Origin of the sequence: Actinomadura darangshiensis, assembly GCF_004349235.1 — a bacterium.
In the GTDB taxonomy this organism is placed as follows: domain Bacteria; phylum Actinomycetota; class Actinomycetes; order Streptosporangiales; family Streptosporangiaceae; genus Spirillospora; species Spirillospora darangshiensis.
Genome location: NZ_SMKY01000055.1, coordinates 25341 through 39019 on the forward strand (window position 1 = coordinate 25341; position 13679 = coordinate 39019).

Consider the following 13679-nt stretch of genomic DNA (forward strand, 5'->3'; position numbering starts at 1 on the left):
GAAGACCCCCCGCCATGGACATCGAACTCCGGCAGCTACGGATTCTGCACACCGTCGCCCAAGCGGGCAGCATCAACCGCGCCGCCGAAGAACTCGGCATGAGCCAAAGCGCGCTGAGCCGCGCGCTGCAACGCGTCGAACGCACCGTGGGAATGCAGCTGCTGAACCGGCAGCCCACCGGAATCACCCTGACCACGGCCGGTTCCATCGTGCTCGGCCACGCCGAGACCGTCCTGCCGGCGCTGCGCCGCATGTTCACCGACGTGCGCAGCTGCACGGCACCCGCGAACGGCCGGTCGCCCGCCCGCATCGGCGCCGCTCCCTCGCCGACCCTGACCTCGTTCGTCCGCTGCGTGGAGGACCTCGGAATCGCGCCGCTGTCCTTACTGGTGGACGATTCCGGGCAGCGGCTCGTGCAGTTGCTCGCGCAGAACGAGATCGACGTGGCGATGTTCCGCCATTTCCCGGAACTCGATCCAGAGCCGCCGGAGAACGTTCGGCACGAGGTGATCGCCACGCAGTCACCGTACGTGTGCCTTCCCGACGACCACCCCCTGGCCGGCCGTCCCGCCGTGCACCTGCCCGACCTCGACGCCGACCATTTCGTCGTCTCCTATCCGGAGTGCCAGCCGCTGACCGGGCATTTCCAGACGGCCTGCACCCTGGCCGGCGCCCGGCCGCGGATCAGCTACGCCAACAGCGCGACCGCCGCCATCGCGCTCGGCGAGGCACTCGGCGCCGTCACGCTCACCTACTGGCCGCGCATCACCGAGCCCCGCCGGGTGCACGTCGCCCTGCACGGCACCCCGCTCGGCGCGGTCATGCTCCTCGCCTGGACGCAGGACGGCCCGCTCGGCGACATCAGCGACCAGTTCATCGGCTCCGTCCAGGCGATGCACACCGCCTTCGCCTGCCTCGACCGCGCCTGACCGGGCCGCCTGCCGCGGCGTTCATGGCCTCTCCCGATGACTTTTCGTTGCGGGGACTGTCTACATAACTGATGGTGTCGTCCCGAGGGGAGGCCGGATGCGCGAGCGGACACACGGGCCGCGGCCCGCCACGCGCGGCGGGCTGCTGGAAGAGGCGATCGGCTTCGTGCTGGCGGCCGTCCAGCCGGTCGCGGCGGACATGCTCGCGCGGCCGACCCCGTGCGAGCACTGGGACCTCGGCATGCTGCTGGCGCACGTCGGCGAGTCGCTGGCCGCCCTGCACGAGGGCATGCGCCGCGGGGACGTGGCGACGGTGCCGGCCCAGGCGGACCCGGTGGACGATCCGGTGTCGGCGCTGCGGGTGCGGGCCGTCCGGCTGCTGAAGGCGACCTGCCGCCGGCAGGAGGTGGCGATCGGGGACCGGCGGATGGCGGGCGGGCTGCTGGCCGTCGCGGGCGCCCTGGAAGTGGCCGTGCACGGCTGGGACATCTCGCAGGCCACGCGGGAGGGGCGCCCCATCCCGCCGGCCCTGGCGGACGAACTGCTCCCGCTCGCCCCGCTGGTCCTGCCGGAGAAGCGGGATCCCCTGTTCGCCGGCCCCGTCGACCCGCCTCCGCGCGCCGGCCCGGGGGACCGCCTGGTCGCCCTCCTCGGCCGCCGTCCGCTGCGCTGAGCCCGGCACCGGGGGCGGCGCGCACGCGATAGATCGGGACGACCCCTCGCCCCGGACCGCAACCGAATGCCATTCTGGTCTCTGGACGCACGTGATGCTTGGAGGGGCCATGGCGATCGCCATCAGCGATGAACACCGGGAGCTGGCCGGGACGGCACGCTCGTTCCTGCGCGACCAGGGGGCGCGGGCCGCGAACCGCGCCCTGCTGGAGGCGGAGAAGGAAACGCTCCCCGCGTTCTGGACGGAGTTCGCCGCGCTCGGGCTGCTCGGCCTGCACCTGCCCGAGGAGCACGGCGGCGGCGGGGCCGGGCTGCCCGAGCTGGTCGTCGTCGCCGAGGAGCTGGGCCGCGCCCCCGCGCCCGGCCCGATGCTGCCGACGATGATCGCCTCGGCCGCGATCGCCGCGTCCGGGACCGACGAGCAGCGGGCGCGGTTCCTGCCCGGCCTCGCGTCGGGCGAGACCCCGGCCGCCCTCGGCCTGGACGGCACCCTCACCCTGCGGGACGGCACCGCCACCGGGGACGCGGGCGTCGTCCTCGGCGGCGGGCTCGCGGAGCTGCTCGTCCTGGCGGCCGGCGACGACATGGTCGTCGTGCGGGCGGACGCGCCGGGCGTCACCGTCGAGGTGCCCGGCAACCTGGACCCGTCCCGCCGCTCCGCCCGCGTCCGGCTCGACGGCGTCGCCGCGGACGTCCTCGCCGGCGCCCGGACCCACGCCACCGCCCTCGCCCGGACCCTGGTGTCCGCCGAAGCGGTCGGCGGCGCGCTCGAATGCGTGGAGACCGCCACCGAGTACGCCAAGGTGCGCGAGCAGTTCGGACGCCCCATCGCGATGTACCAGGCGGTCAAGCACCACTGCGCGAACATGCTCGTCGCCGCTGAGCTGGCCACGGCCACCGTGTGGGACGCCGCGCGGGCCGCGTCCGGGCCGTCCGACCAGTTCGAGCTGGCGGCGGCCGTCGCCGCGGCGCTCGCCCTGCCCGCGTTCACGTCCAACACGGGCCTCAACATCCAGGTGCACGGCGGCATCGGCTTCACCTGGGAGCACGACGCCCATCTGCTGATGCGCCGGGCCGCGACGCTGGAGGCCGTGTTCGGCCCGCACTCCGCCGAGCGGGACGTGACCCGCCTGAAGGCCGCCGGCGTCGTCCGCGCCGCGACCCTCGACCTGCCGCCCGAAGCCGAGGCCGAACGCCCGCGGATCCGCGAGCTGGCCCGGGAGGTCGCCGCGCTGCCCGCCGCCGAGCAGCGGCAGAAGCTCATCGACACCGGCTACGCGCAGCCGCACTGGCCGCGCCCGTGGGGCGTGCAGGCGAGCGCCGGGCTGCAGCTCGTCATCGAGGACGAGTTCCGCACCGCCGGCGTGAAGCGCCCCCAGCTCGGCATCACCGGCTGGGTGATCCTCACCCTCGTCCAGCACGGCACGCAGGACCAGATCGACCGCTGGGTGCGTCCGGCGCTGACCGGCGACGAGATCTGGTGCCAGCTGTTCAGCGAGCCCGAGGCCGGGTCGGACGCCGCCGCCGTCAGGACCCGCGCCGTGAAGGTCGACGGCGGCTGGCTCGTCAACGGCCAGAAGGTGTGGACGAGCGGCGCCCAGCACTGCCGCTGGGGCTTCGCGACCGTCCGCACCGACCCGGACGCGGCCAAGCACGCCGGCGTCACCATGGTCGTCATCGACATGGAGCGCCCCGGCGTGGAGGTGCGGCCGCTCCGCCAGATCACCGGCGGCTCGGACTTCAACGAGGTGTTCTTCTCCGACGTGTTCGTCCCCGACGCCGACGTGGTCGGCGCCCCCAACCAGGGCTGGACGGTCGCCCGCGCGACCCTCGGCAACGAGCGCGTCAGCATCGGCGGCGGCGCCGGCGGCGCCGGCGGCCCGGCCGGACCCGACGTCGTCGGCCTGTACCGCGAGCACGGCGGCCACGTTCCGGCGGCCGCCGAGCGGGTCGGCGCCTACCTGGCCGAGGAGCAGGCCCTCCGCCTGCTCAACCTGCGGTCCGCCGAACGCGCCGTCGCCGGCGGCGAACCCGGCCCCGAGGGCAACATCACCAAGCTCGTCCTCGCCGAGCACGGCCACGCCACCGCCGCCCTCCTCGCCGAGTTCGCCGGCCCCGGCACCGCCTTCGACGAGGGCATCGGCCAGTTCGCCGGCCTGATGCGGCTCGGCTCCCGCGGCATGTCCATCGCCGGCGGCACCTCCGAGATCACCCGCAACCAGATAGCCGAGCGCATCCTCCGCCTCCCCCGCGACCCCCTGATCAGATGACTCCCAGGGGGGCGACCCCCTGGAACCCCCGTCACGGACGCCCGTCCGACGGGCAGGCGCGTTCCGCTCGCTCCACGCGCCTGCCCGTGACCTCGGTCGGGCTTCGATCCGCCGGGGCTGGGGTTACCCCCGGCGGGTTTCGGGCTTCAGGGACGGGTTGCCGGTGCCGTGGTTGATGCCCGCGATGTCGGTGCCCGGAGGGACGACCTCGTCGATGGCGTCGAGGACGGCCGGGTCGAGGTGGACGTCGGCGGCGGCGAGCAGGTCGTCCAGCTGCGCCATGGTCTTCGGGCCGATGATCGTCGAGGTGACGGCGGGGTGCTCGGCGACGAAGCCGAGGGCCAGGTGCGTGAGGGAGAGGCCCGCCTGCTCGGCGATCTTCGTGAGGCGCTCCACGGCGTCGTAGCGCGCCGAGGCGCTGGGGTCGACGTCGACGGTGCGGCCGCGCCACGCCGGGTTGTCCGAGGGCGCGAAGCGGGAGCCCGCGGGGGCCGCCTCGCCGCGCCGGTACTTGCCGGTGAGCCAGCCGCCGGCGAGCGGGCTCCACGGGATGACGCCCATGCCGTACCGGCGGGCCGCGGGCAGCATCGACTCCTCGATGGAGCGCGCGAAGATCGAGTACTGCGGCTGCTCGCAGACGAACCGGACGCCGCCCCGGCGCTCGGCGGCCCACTGCGCCTCGACGATCCAGTCGGCGGGGTACGTCGACGAGCCGACGTAGCGGACCTTGCCCTGGCGGACGAGGTCGGTCAGCGCGTCGAGCGTCTCCTCCAGGTCGGTGTCCCAGTCGCGGCGGTGCATCTGGTACAGGTCGATGTGGTCGGTGCCGAGGCGGCGGAGGCTGTTCTCGACGGCCCGGACGATGTAACGGCGCGATCCGCCGCGGCTGTTGCGCTCGTCGCCGAGCGGGAAGAAGAACTTGGTCGCGAGGACGATGTCGTCCCGGCGGCCCTTGATGGCCTTGCCGACGATCTCCTCGCTCTCCCCGGCGGAGTACATGTCGGCGGTGTCGATGAAGTTGATCCCGGCGTCCAGCGCCTTGTGGACGATGCGGACCGAGTCGTCGTGGTCGGGGTTGCCGACCGCGCCGAACATCATCGCGCCGAGGCACTGGCTGCTGACCTCGACTCCGGTACGGCCGAGCTTGCGGTACTGCATTTCTGGCGTGCCTCCTCATTGGGCGGACGCGCAGAACGCTACGAGCTGGAGTGCGCTCAAGGTCAAGCGGTCAGAGGTCGGCGAGCCAGTCGTACCAGGCTTCCAGGCCGTCGCCGTTGGTTGCGGAGATGGGGAGGATGCGCAGGCCGGGGGAGAGGCGGTGGGTCGCGTCTTGGAAGGCTTCCGTGTCGAAGTCGACGTGCGGCAGCAGGTCGGTCTTGTTGAGCAGCAGGATGTCGGCGCCGCGGAACATGTGCGGGTACTTCAGCGGCTTGTCGGCGCCCTCGGTCACGGACACGAGCACGACGCGGGCACGCTCGCCGAGGTCGAACAGCGCCGGGCAGACGAGGTTGCCGACGTTCTCGATGAACACCGTCGAGCCGTCCGGCGGCGCCAGCGCGGTGAGCGCCTCGGCCACCATCGAGGCGTCGAGATGGCAGCCCGCGCCCGTGTTGACCTGGACGGTCCGGGCTCCGGCCGCGGTGAGGCGCGCCGCGTCCAGCAGCGTCTCCTGATCGCCCTCGATCACCGAGATCGGACGGTCCGGGCTCAGGTCGGCGACGGTGCGCTCCAGCAGCGTCGTCTTCCCGGAGCCGGGAGAGCTCATCATGTTGAGGGCGACGATGCCGCGTTCGCCGAGCCAGGCCCGGTTCCGGCCGGCCAGGTCGTCGTTGCGGGCCAGCACCTTCTGGTCGAGGGTCACGACGTGCCCGTGCCCGTGCCCATGCCCGTGTCCGGGGGCGGGCAGGGTCGTCAGGCGCGCGGTGTCCCCCTCGCAGCCGCAGGTCTCACACATCGCCGGCCACCTCCACCGCCTTGATCGTCAGATCGGCGCCGCCGCTGATCGTCACGTCGGTGCTGCCGCACGGGCACAGGGCGAGCGGGCCGCGGGCGGTGAAGGACGTCCCGCAGGACGCGCAGTCGCCGGTGCCGTCCGGCTCGGTGATGTCGAGCCGGGCGCCCTCCACGCACGTCCCCTCGCCGGCGAGCTGGAAGCAGAACCGCACCGCGTCCGGCATGACTCCGGAAAGTCTCCCTATTTCGAGGTGCACCACCACCACCCGCGAATCGGGCATTTGGGTGTTTATTGCTGCTATGACGCTCTCCGCAACGGCCAATTCGTGCACGCGTCCTCCCGGCCCGTTTCCATTGCCCCCGCGCCGCTGTGCTGCCCCCGATCTTCCTCGCTCAAACGGTGCGTTTACCGAATGGTGGAAGGCCGTTGAACGGGTTTTCGGGCGGTGTTTCACGCCGTTCCGCAAGGGCAGGGCCGGATTGGTAATCATCTCGGCAGGTCGGGGGAGGGGCTGCGATGGTGGACGTCGCTCCGGCGGAACCGCTGACGGACGAGATCCACATTCTGTGGACGTCCGAGGGAATGAGCTGCGACGGCGACACGATCTCGGTGACGGCGGCCTCGCTGCCGAGCATCGAGGACGTCGTCCTCGGCGCGATACCGGGCCTGCCCAAGGTCCATCTGCACAACAAGGTGCTCGCCTACGAGAACGGCGACGAGTTCCTGGAGGCGTTCCGGCAGGCCGCGCGCGGCGAGCTGGACCCGTTCATCCTCGTCGTCGAGGGATCGATCCCGAACGAGAACATCAACGGCGACGGCTACTGGACGTCGATGGGCAACGACCCGGAGACCGGTGAGCCGATCACGCTGAACGAGTGGCTCGACCGGCTCGCGCACCAGGCCTGGGCGGTCGTGGCGGCGGGCACGTGCGCGACCTACGGCGGCATCCACGCGATGGCCGGTAACCCGACGGGGTGCATGGGCCTCGCCGACTACCTCGGCTGGGACTTCCGGTCCGCCGCCGGGCTGCCGATCGTGAACGTGCCGGGCTGCCCCGTCCAGCCGGACAACTTCATGGAGACGCTGCTCTGGGTGCTGTACCAGGCGGCCGGGCAGGCGCCGGTCATCCCGCTGGACGAGCAGCTCCGCCCGACCTGGCTGTTCGGCAAGACCGTCCACGAGGGCTGCGACCGCGCCGCCTACTACGAGCAGGCCGATTTCGCCCGCGACTACAACTCGCCGAAATGCCAGGTGAAGGTGGGCTGCTGGGGCCCGGTCGTGAACTGCAACGTCACCAAGCGCGGCTGGATGGACGGCGTCGGCGGCTGCCCCAATGTCGGCGGCATCTGCATCGGCTGCACGATGCCCGGTTTCCCGGACAAGTTCATGCCGTTCATGGACGAGCCGCCCGGCGCGAGCCTTTCCTCCACGCTGCTGCGCACGTACGGGCCGTTCATCCGGTCGATGCGGTCGATCACCAACAAGGGCGCCAACAAGGAACCGAAGTGGCGCCACAACCGAGACAGGCTGACCAGCGGCTACCAGCCCCGCTGGCCGCGGCACTGAAAGGCGGCCGTCCATGAAGCAGGGCACCGAGGCGAGGAGCGGCCGTGCCGCCACGCAGGGGGGCCTGGTCGAGGTGGCGTTCGATCCGATCACCCGGATCGTCGGCAACCTCGGCATCTACACCAAGATCGACTTTGCGAACCGGCAGGTGGCCGAGTGCCGGAGCACCTCGTCCATCTTCCGCGGCTACAGCGTGTTCATGAAGGGCAAGGACCCGCGCGACGCGCACTTCATCACCAGCCGCATCTGCGGCATCTGCGGCGACAACCACGCGACCTGCTCGATCTACGCACAGAACATGGCGTACGGGATCAAGCCGCCGCCGCTCGCCGAGTGGATCATCAATCTCGGCGAGGCGGCCGAGTACATGTTCGACCACACGCTGTTCCAGGACAACCTCGTCTTCGTCGACTTCTGCGAGCGGATGGTCGCCGAGACGAACCCGGGCCTCCTGGCGACGGCGAAGAACACCGAGGCGCCGCGCGGCTCCGTCCACGGCTTCCGGACGATCGCCGACATCATGACCGCGTTCAACCCGTTCGAGGGCTCGGTCTACAAGGAGGCCCTCCAGCTGAGCCGCATCACCCGCGAGATGATCTGCCTGATGGAGGGGCGGCACGTCCACCCGTCCACGCTGTATCCGGGCGGTGTCGGGACGGTCGCGACGCCGCAGGTGTTCACCGACTACCTCGTCCGGCTGACCCGCTGCCTCGACTTCGTCAAGCGCTCCGTCGCGATGAACGACGACATCTTCGACTTCTTCCTGGAGGCGCTGCCCGGCTACGACCAGGTCGGCCGGCGCCGGACGCTGCTCGGCTGCTGGGGCGCGTTCCAGAACCCGGCCGTCTGCGACTACGACTACCGGCACATGTCCGAATGGGGACGCGCCGCCTACGTCACCCCGGGCATCGTCGTCGACGGGCAGCTCCTCACCACGGACCTCGTCGACATCAACCTCGGCATGCGGATCCTGCTGGGCAGCTCGTACTACGACGACTGGGTCAACGAGGAGACGTTCGTCAAGCAGGACCCGCTCGGCAACCCCATCGACCAGCGGCACCCGTGGAACCAGACGACGTTGCCGAACCCGCAGAAGCGCGACCTCGACGGCGGCAAGTACAGCTGGGTGATGAGCCCGCGCTGGAAGCACCCCGAGACGGGCGACCACCTCGCGCTCGACACCGGCGGCGGGCCGCTCGCCCGGCTGTGGGCGACCGCGCTGGCCGGCGAGGTCGACACGCCGTACGTCCGGTCCACCGGGCACAGCGTCCAGATCGACCTGCCGAAGACGCCCGGCATGCCGGAGGTCAACCTGGAGTGGACGCCGCCGCAGTACGCCAACACCATCGAACGCGACCGTGCCCGCGCGTACTTCATCGCCTACGCGGCCGGGATGGCGCTGTACTTCGCCGAGAAGGCCCTCGACGAGGTCCGGGCCGGGCGGACCAAGGTGTTCACCGACTTCGACGTCCCGGACGAGGCGATCGGCTGCGGGTTCCACGAGGCCGTGCGGGGCGTGCTGTCGCACCACCTGGTCATCCGGGACGGCAAGATCGCGAACTACCATCCGTACCCGCCGACGCCGTGGAACGCCAGCCCGCGCGACTCCTACGGCACGCCGGGCCCGTACGAGGACGCCGTCCAGGACCAGCCGATCTTCGAGGAGAACGGCCCGGACGAGTTCAAGGGCATCGACATCATGCGGACCGTCCGCAGCTTCGACCCGTGCCTGCCGTGCGGCGTCCACATGTACGTCGGCGGCGGCCGGACGATCGAGAAGCAGCACTCGCCGATGTTCGGTGCGCAATGAGCTGGGACGACGAGCGTGTCCGGGAGCACGTCCGGCGCCTTGAGGGGCTGCTGGAGCGGCTGGACCCGGCGGCGGGCGAGGCCGTCCAGGCGCTGGCGGAGCTGTACGGGGAGGCTCTGGAGCGGGTCGTGCGCCTGTCCGCGGACGCCTCGGCCCTGACCGGCGACGAGCTGATCGCCCACCTCCTCCTCATGCACGGCCTGCATCCGGAAACACCGGAAACACGGGTCCGGCGGGCGCTCGCCGCGCTGGACGGCTTCCTCGGCAGGCACCGCACCTCCGTGGAGTTCGCCGGGATCGACGGGCCTGCGCTGCGGCTGAAGGTCGCCACCGAGGGCCGCGCCGCCGCGCCCCGGCCCGTCCTGGACGCCGTGGAGCAGGCGGCCCTCGCCGCGGCCCCCGAGCTGGAACGGGTCGACATCGAGGCGCCGGCCCCGGAACCCGTCCTGATCACCTTGGACCAGCTGCGGAGCCGGGTATGACCGCCCTGTCCACCCCGCGCCTGGCGGCACTGGCGTCCACCAGGTCGCCCCTGGCGCCGCCCGAACCCGCCGCCGAGCGGTGCGAACTGTGCGCCGAACCGCTGCACGACGCGCACCGGCACCTGCTCGACCTGGAGAAGGGCGACCTGCTGTGCGCGTGCGGGGCGTGCGCCGTCCTGTTCAACGATCTCTCCGCGGGCGGGCGGCACTACCGGCTCGTCCCGGACGACCGCCGCGAGCTGACCGGCTTCCACCTGGACGGCCCCCTCTGGGCGGGCCTCGGCATCCCGGTCGACCTGGCGTTCTTCTCCGTCGCCGCCGAGGGCCCGGTGACGGCCCGCTACCCGAGCCCGGCCGGGGCGCTGCACGCGGCCGTCCACGCCGACAGCTGGCGGCGCCTGGCCGACGCCAACCCCGTCCTGGCCGGGCTGCGCCCGGACGTGGAGGCGCTCGTCGTGCACCGGGCGCGCGGCGCGTCCGAGCACTGGATCCTCCCGATCGACGACTGCTACCGGCTCACCGCCCTGCTGCGCGAGCACTGGACGGGCTTCGCCGGCGGCGACGCGGTCTGGGACCGCATCGGCACGTTCTTCGAGCAGCTGAGGGGAGCACGATGATCAAAGTGGGCAAGCCCGACGTGTCGCCCGACAAGCCGTCGCACACCAGGGGCGTCAAGGAGGGCAACAGCACCGGCAACTACGACAGGCAGCCCGGGCACCTGCCCGACGGCACCTCCACCGCGGCCCGCTCGACCGGCATCAACCCGGCGCAGCACGGCCCGATCCTCGACTCCATGCCGAACCTCTCGCCGGCATGAGCGGGGAACCACCGGAACTGGGCCTCGACCTGCTCGGCATCGAGGCCGAGACGTTCGCGGCGACGCCGACGCTGAACCTGCGGATCGGGCTGCGGCGGCTGGACGGCGGCCCCGTCCAGTGCGTCCTGCTCACCACCACGGTGACGATCGCGGCGGCGCGCCGCGACTACGACGACGCCGAGCGCGACCGGCTCACCGGCGTGTTCGGCGAACCGGACCTGTGGGAGCGCTCGCTGCACGGCCTGACCTGGGCCCGCGTCGGCGCCACCGTCCCCACGTTCCGCGGCGAGACCGAGGTGACCCTGGCGCTGCCCTGCGGCCACGACATGCAGGTCGCCGCCGACCGCTACCTGCACGCGCTGGGCGGCGGCGACGTGCCGCTCGACCTCACCTTCAACGGGACGGTCTTCTACCCCGGCGAGGACGGCAAGCTGCGCACCGGCCAGATCCCGTGGCACCACGAGGCCACCGGCGCCCTGCCCGTCCAGGCGTGGCGGGACCTGATGGGCCGCTACTACGGCACCGCCCGCTGGCTCCGCCTGGACGACGACTGCTTCGGCCGCCTGTCCGCCTACCGCGCCCGGCGCGCGCACACCTCGTTCGACGACACCGTCGACGAACTGCTCCGCCGCGCCGAAGCGCTACGCGAGGAGGAAGAAGAGTGGACCGCGTAAGAGCGATCGCGGACGCGGTCCTCTACGAGGGCTACCTGCTGTGGCCCTACCGCCGGTCGTCCTTGAAGAACCGCCAACGCTGGACGATCGGTGGCGTCTACCCGCGCCCCTACGCGGAACGGACCAACGACCACTGGAAGGTCCACGCAGAGTTCCTCCTTGAGGCCGGCCCGGACACCGACGTCGAGGTCACGCTCCGCTTCCTGCATGCCGTCCACCGCCAGGTGATGAACGGGGACACCCCAACGGACGAACTCCGGGTGGGGGACGAGACCTACACCACCTGGCAAGAGGCCCGAGAACGTGAACTGAGCACCGCCCGCCTGCCGCTCGCCCGTCTCCTGCAAGCGCCCGTCCAGTTCCCGGTCGCGATCGCCGCAGGCACCAAAGCCGAACACCTCACCAACCAGCCCAGCGTGGCGGTTCGCTGCCTGCCTGGGGGCGAGGGCGTGCGCTTCGTGCGGTCTTGGGAGCGGGTCGACGGGTGGGTCGAGCTCTCGTCGGCGCCCGCCGGGGACGGGGTCGTGCGCTTGCGGGTCGAGGTCGTCAACAGCAGCGACGCCAAGGGACGCGAAGAGGCCGTCCAGGCGGGCATGTTGTGTGCGCATGTTGTGGCGCGAGCCCGCGGGGGCGCGTTCGTTTCGCTCACCGATCCGCCTGACGGATTGGCCGCGGCTGCGGACGGGTGCGGGAAGGACGGGCTGTGGCCGGTGCTCGCGGGGGAGCCGGGTAGCCACGACACCGTTCTCGCGGCGCCGATCGTCCTGTACGACTGGCCGCAGGTGGCGCCGGAGAGCCCCGGGGACCTGTTCGACGGGACGGAGATCGACCGGCTGCTGATCCTCAGCGTGCTCAGCCTCACCGAGGACGAGCGGCGGGAGATGGCGGCGACCGACCCGAAGGCGCGGCGGATCCTGGAGCGGTGCGGCGCCATGTCGGCGGACGAGCTGCTGGCGCTGCACGGGACCATGCGCGACCCGCGGAAGGACGTGTGGTGAGCGGGAAGGCGATCGCCGGCGGGCAGGAGATGGCGCCGGGGAGCCGGGTCCGGCTGCGGCCGCGAGGGGGCGCGGACATCTTCGATCTCGCGCTGGTCGGGCGGACCGCCGTCGTCGAGCGCATCGACGAGGACATGGAGGGCGGGGTGCACCTGGTCGTCGCGATCGACGACGACCCGGGGCGCGACCTCGGCTCCCGCAACCAGCTCGGGCACCGCTTCTTCGTCCGCCCGGACGAGGTCGAGCCGCTGCCCGGGGCCGCGCCGTCCCGCGAGGTGCTCGTCGCGGGCATCGGCAACGTGTTCCACGGCGACGACGGGTTCGGGGTGGAGGTCGTCCGGCGGCTGGAGACGCGGACGCTGCCGCCCGGCGTGGACGTCACCGACTTCGGCATCCGCGGCATCGACCTCATGTACGCGCTCGGTGACGGCTACCGGACGGTCGTGCTGGTCGACGCGGCGGCGCGCGGGCACGAGCCCGGCACCGTGTCGCTCGTCGAGCCCGAGGCGGGCGGCTTCGGCGGTGCCGCCGTCGACGCGCACGGCCTCGACCCCGCGCAGGTGCTGCGGTTGGCGAGGGACAACGGCCCGGTCCCGCCGCGGATCCTGCTCGTCGCGTGCGAACCGTCGGAGCAGACCACGGACGCCACGTGGGAGATGGAACTCAGCGCGCCGGTCACGGCGGCGGTCGACGAGGCCGTCCGGCTGATCGAGCGGCTGCTCGACAGGGAACTCGCAGAGAGGGGAGTTGAGAAATGAGGAAGGGAATCCGTATCGGCCCGGGCATGGTCCGGCTGATGATGGCGCTGCTCGCACTCACCGTGCTGGTCGTGTTCGTCAAGGAGGTGCCGGCGCTGCGCCGGTACATGAAGGCCGAGTCCATGTGATGGGGCCGCTCACGAACGGACGGCGGTCATGACGACGATCGAGCGGCAGCTCGTCGGCTACCTCAAGGACGCGCACGCGTTGCAGGAGCACGTCGAGGCGGTGCTGAGCGAGATGCTGACCACGGTGGCGAGCGTGCCGGACATCTGCCGGCCGCTCGGCCACTACGCCGACCGGTCGCGGAGGCACACGCGGGAGATCGAGGCGCGGCTGCATGCGCACCGGACGTCGCCGTCGCTCGTCCGGGACGCCGGGGCGCTGTTCGCCGCCGTGCTGGACGCCGGGCTGGGCCGCACCCGCCGCGACCCCACCGGCAGGCACATCCGGGACGCCTACGTCGCCGTGCACCTGCAGATCGCGGCCGGCGAGATGCTGCGCCGGGTCGCCGAGCGGGCCGGGGACGGGGAGACGGCGGCGGTCGCGGCGGCCATGTGCGACGACGCGTACGCGATGTCGCGCGAGCTGTCGGACCGCTGGGACCTCGCCGTGGAGCTGTCGCTGCGCCAGCACGGCGTCCAGAACGTCCCGCCGCCGCCCAGAGAGGACGACCGATGACCACGCCCACAAAGGGGCCGCCGGCAGGGGCGGCGACGGGGCCGACGGCGGTGGGCGAGGTGTTCGGG

Annotated in this window: 16 protein-coding genes; 13 read left to right on the forward strand and 3 right to left on the reverse strand. The window is 72.1% G+C overall.

The window, feature by feature from the left end; all coding sequences use genetic code 11:
- Positions 1-14 precede the first annotated feature (14 nt).
- The 3 genes from E1293_RS14950 to E1293_RS14960 all read left to right on the forward strand — a co-directional run bounded on the left by E1293_RS14950 (position 15) and on the right by E1293_RS14960 (position 3871).
- Positions 15-929: a LysR family transcriptional regulator gene (locus tag E1293_RS14950; RefSeq protein WP_132197989.1), complete on the forward strand. Its 915-nt coding sequence runs from the start codon at positions 15-17 to the stop codon at positions 927-929.
- A gap of 97 nt (positions 930-1026) precedes the next feature.
- Positions 1027-1602 carry a TIGR03086 family metal-binding protein gene (locus E1293_RS14955; RefSeq protein ID WP_132197990.1) on the forward strand — a complete coding sequence of 192 codons (576 nt, stop codon included), beginning with the start codon at positions 1027-1029 and terminating at the stop codon, positions 1600-1602.
- Between the two features lie 109 nt (positions 1603-1711).
- Positions 1712-3871 carry an acyl-CoA dehydrogenase family protein gene (locus E1293_RS14960; protein ID WP_132197991.1) on the forward strand — a complete coding sequence of 720 codons (2160 nt, stop codon included), beginning with the start codon at positions 1712-1714 and terminating at the stop codon, positions 3869-3871.
- Between the two features lie 123 nt (positions 3872-3994).
- On the opposite strand, the gene E1293_RS14965 is transcribed toward E1293_RS14960, so the two are convergent.
- The 3 genes from E1293_RS14965 to E1293_RS14975 form a co-directional block, all read right to left on the reverse strand.
- The gene (locus tag E1293_RS14965) at positions 3995-5029 is read right to left on the reverse strand and encodes an aldo/keto reductase (protein WP_132197992.1); all 1035 of its coding nucleotides are present in this window, start codon (positions 5027-5029) and stop codon (positions 3995-3997) included.
- 70 nt (positions 5030-5099) lie between these two features.
- Positions 5100-5825: a hydrogenase nickel incorporation protein HypB gene (hypB, locus tag E1293_RS14970; protein ID WP_132197993.1), complete on the reverse strand. Its 726-nt coding sequence runs from the start codon at positions 5823-5825 to the stop codon at positions 5100-5102.
- Entirely contained in the window at positions 5818-6156 is a 339-nt protein-coding gene (locus tag E1293_RS14975; RefSeq protein ID WP_132197994.1) for a hydrogenase maturation nickel metallochaperone HypA/HybF, read from the reverse strand. Before E1293_RS14975 ends, hypB begins: the two co-directional genes overlap by 8 nt.
- A gap of 185 nt (positions 6157-6341) precedes the next feature.
- On the opposite strand from E1293_RS14975, the gene E1293_RS14980 reads away from it, so the two are divergent.
- Genes E1293_RS14980 through E1293_RS15015 form a run of 10 tightly spaced genes read left to right on the forward strand, consistent with a single transcriptional unit; the run spans position 6342 to position 13611 of the window.
- Positions 6342-7391, forward strand: a complete 1050-nt coding sequence (locus tag E1293_RS14980) for an NADH-quinone oxidoreductase subunit B family protein (RefSeq protein ID WP_132197995.1) — start codon at positions 6342-6344, stop codon at positions 7389-7391.
- A gap of 13 nt (positions 7392-7404) precedes the next feature.
- Positions 7405-9201, forward strand: coding sequence for a nickel-dependent hydrogenase large subunit (locus E1293_RS14985; protein ID WP_132197996.1), 1797 nt, complete (start codon positions 7405-7407; stop codon positions 9199-9201).
- Positions 9198-9683, forward strand: a complete 486-nt coding sequence (locus E1293_RS14990; protein WP_132197997.1) for a hypothetical protein — start codon at positions 9198-9200, stop codon at positions 9681-9683. Before E1293_RS14985 ends, E1293_RS14990 begins: the two co-directional genes overlap by 4 nt.
- Positions 9680-10300 (forward strand): DUF5947 family protein, encoded by a 621-nt coding sequence (locus tag E1293_RS14995; RefSeq protein ID WP_132197998.1) that lies wholly within the window; start codon positions 9680-9682, stop codon positions 10298-10300. Before E1293_RS14990 ends, E1293_RS14995 begins: the two co-directional genes overlap by 4 nt.
- Positions 10297-10500 carry a hypothetical protein gene (locus tag E1293_RS15000; RefSeq protein ID WP_132197999.1) on the forward strand — a complete coding sequence of 68 codons (204 nt, stop codon included), beginning with the start codon at positions 10297-10299 and terminating at the stop codon, positions 10498-10500. The genes E1293_RS14995 and E1293_RS15000 overlap by 4 nt, the downstream gene beginning before the upstream one ends.
- Positions 10497-11174 (forward strand): DUF6084 family protein, encoded by a 678-nt coding sequence (locus E1293_RS15005; RefSeq protein WP_132198000.1) that lies wholly within the window; start codon positions 10497-10499, stop codon positions 11172-11174. The genes E1293_RS15000 and E1293_RS15005 overlap by 4 nt, the downstream gene beginning before the upstream one ends.
- The gene (locus E1293_RS15010) at positions 11162-12172 is read left to right on the forward strand and encodes a hypothetical protein (RefSeq protein WP_165978229.1); all 1011 of its coding nucleotides are present in this window, start codon (positions 11162-11164) and stop codon (positions 12170-12172) included. The genes E1293_RS15005 and E1293_RS15010 overlap by 13 nt, the downstream gene beginning before the upstream one ends.
- Positions 12169-12930: a hydrogenase maturation protease gene (locus E1293_RS47425; RefSeq protein WP_243716238.1), complete on the forward strand. Its 762-nt coding sequence runs from the start codon at positions 12169-12171 to the stop codon at positions 12928-12930. Before E1293_RS15010 ends, E1293_RS47425 begins: the two co-directional genes overlap by 4 nt.
- Entirely contained in the window at positions 12927-13058 is a 132-nt protein-coding gene (locus tag E1293_RS50200) for a hypothetical protein (protein WP_279473142.1), read from the forward strand. Before E1293_RS47425 ends, E1293_RS50200 begins: the two co-directional genes overlap by 4 nt.
- 28 nt (positions 13059-13086) lie before the next feature.
- Positions 13087-13611, forward strand: a complete 525-nt coding sequence (locus E1293_RS15015; RefSeq protein ID WP_132198001.1) for a DUF892 family protein — start codon at positions 13087-13089, stop codon at positions 13609-13611.
- Positions 13612-13679: the final 68 nt, after the last annotated feature.

Coding starts and splice junctions, on each gene's coding strand:
- E1293_RS14950 (WP_132197989.1), top strand. CDS start 15: ATGGACATCGAACTCCGGCAGCTACGGATTCTGCACACCGTCGCCCAA.
- E1293_RS14955 (WP_132197990.1), top strand. CDS start 1,027: ATGCGCGAGCGGACACACGGGCCGCGGCCCGCCACGCGCGGCGGGCTG.
- E1293_RS14960 (WP_132197991.1), top strand. CDS start 1,712: ATGGCGATCGCCATCAGCGATGAACACCGGGAGCTGGCCGGGACGGCA.
- E1293_RS14965 (WP_132197992.1), bottom strand. CDS start 5,029: ATGCAGTACCGCAAGCTCGGCCGTACCGGAGTCGAGGTCAGCAGCCAG.
- hypB (WP_132197993.1), bottom strand. CDS start 5,825: ATGTGTGAGACCTGCGGCTGCGAGGGGGACACCGCGCGCCTGACGACC.
- E1293_RS14980 (WP_132197995.1), top strand. CDS start 6,342: ATGGTGGACGTCGCTCCGGCGGAACCGCTGACGGACGAGATCCACATT.
- E1293_RS14985 (WP_132197996.1), top strand. CDS start 7,405: ATGAAGCAGGGCACCGAGGCGAGGAGCGGCCGTGCCGCCACGCAGGGG.
- E1293_RS14990 (WP_132197997.1), top strand. CDS start 9,198: ATGAGCTGGGACGACGAGCGTGTCCGGGAGCACGTCCGGCGCCTTGAG.
- E1293_RS14995 (WP_132197998.1), top strand. CDS start 9,680: ATGACCGCCCTGTCCACCCCGCGCCTGGCGGCACTGGCGTCCACCAGG.
- E1293_RS15000 (WP_132197999.1), top strand. CDS start 10,297: ATGATCAAAGTGGGCAAGCCCGACGTGTCGCCCGACAAGCCGTCGCAC.
- E1293_RS15005 (WP_132198000.1), top strand. CDS start 10,497: ATGAGCGGGGAACCACCGGAACTGGGCCTCGACCTGCTCGGCATCGAG.
- E1293_RS50200 (WP_279473142.1), top strand. CDS start 12,927: ATGAGGAAGGGAATCCGTATCGGCCCGGGCATGGTCCGGCTGATGATG.
- E1293_RS15015 (WP_132198001.1), top strand. CDS start 13,087: ATGACGACGATCGAGCGGCAGCTCGTCGGCTACCTCAAGGACGCGCAC.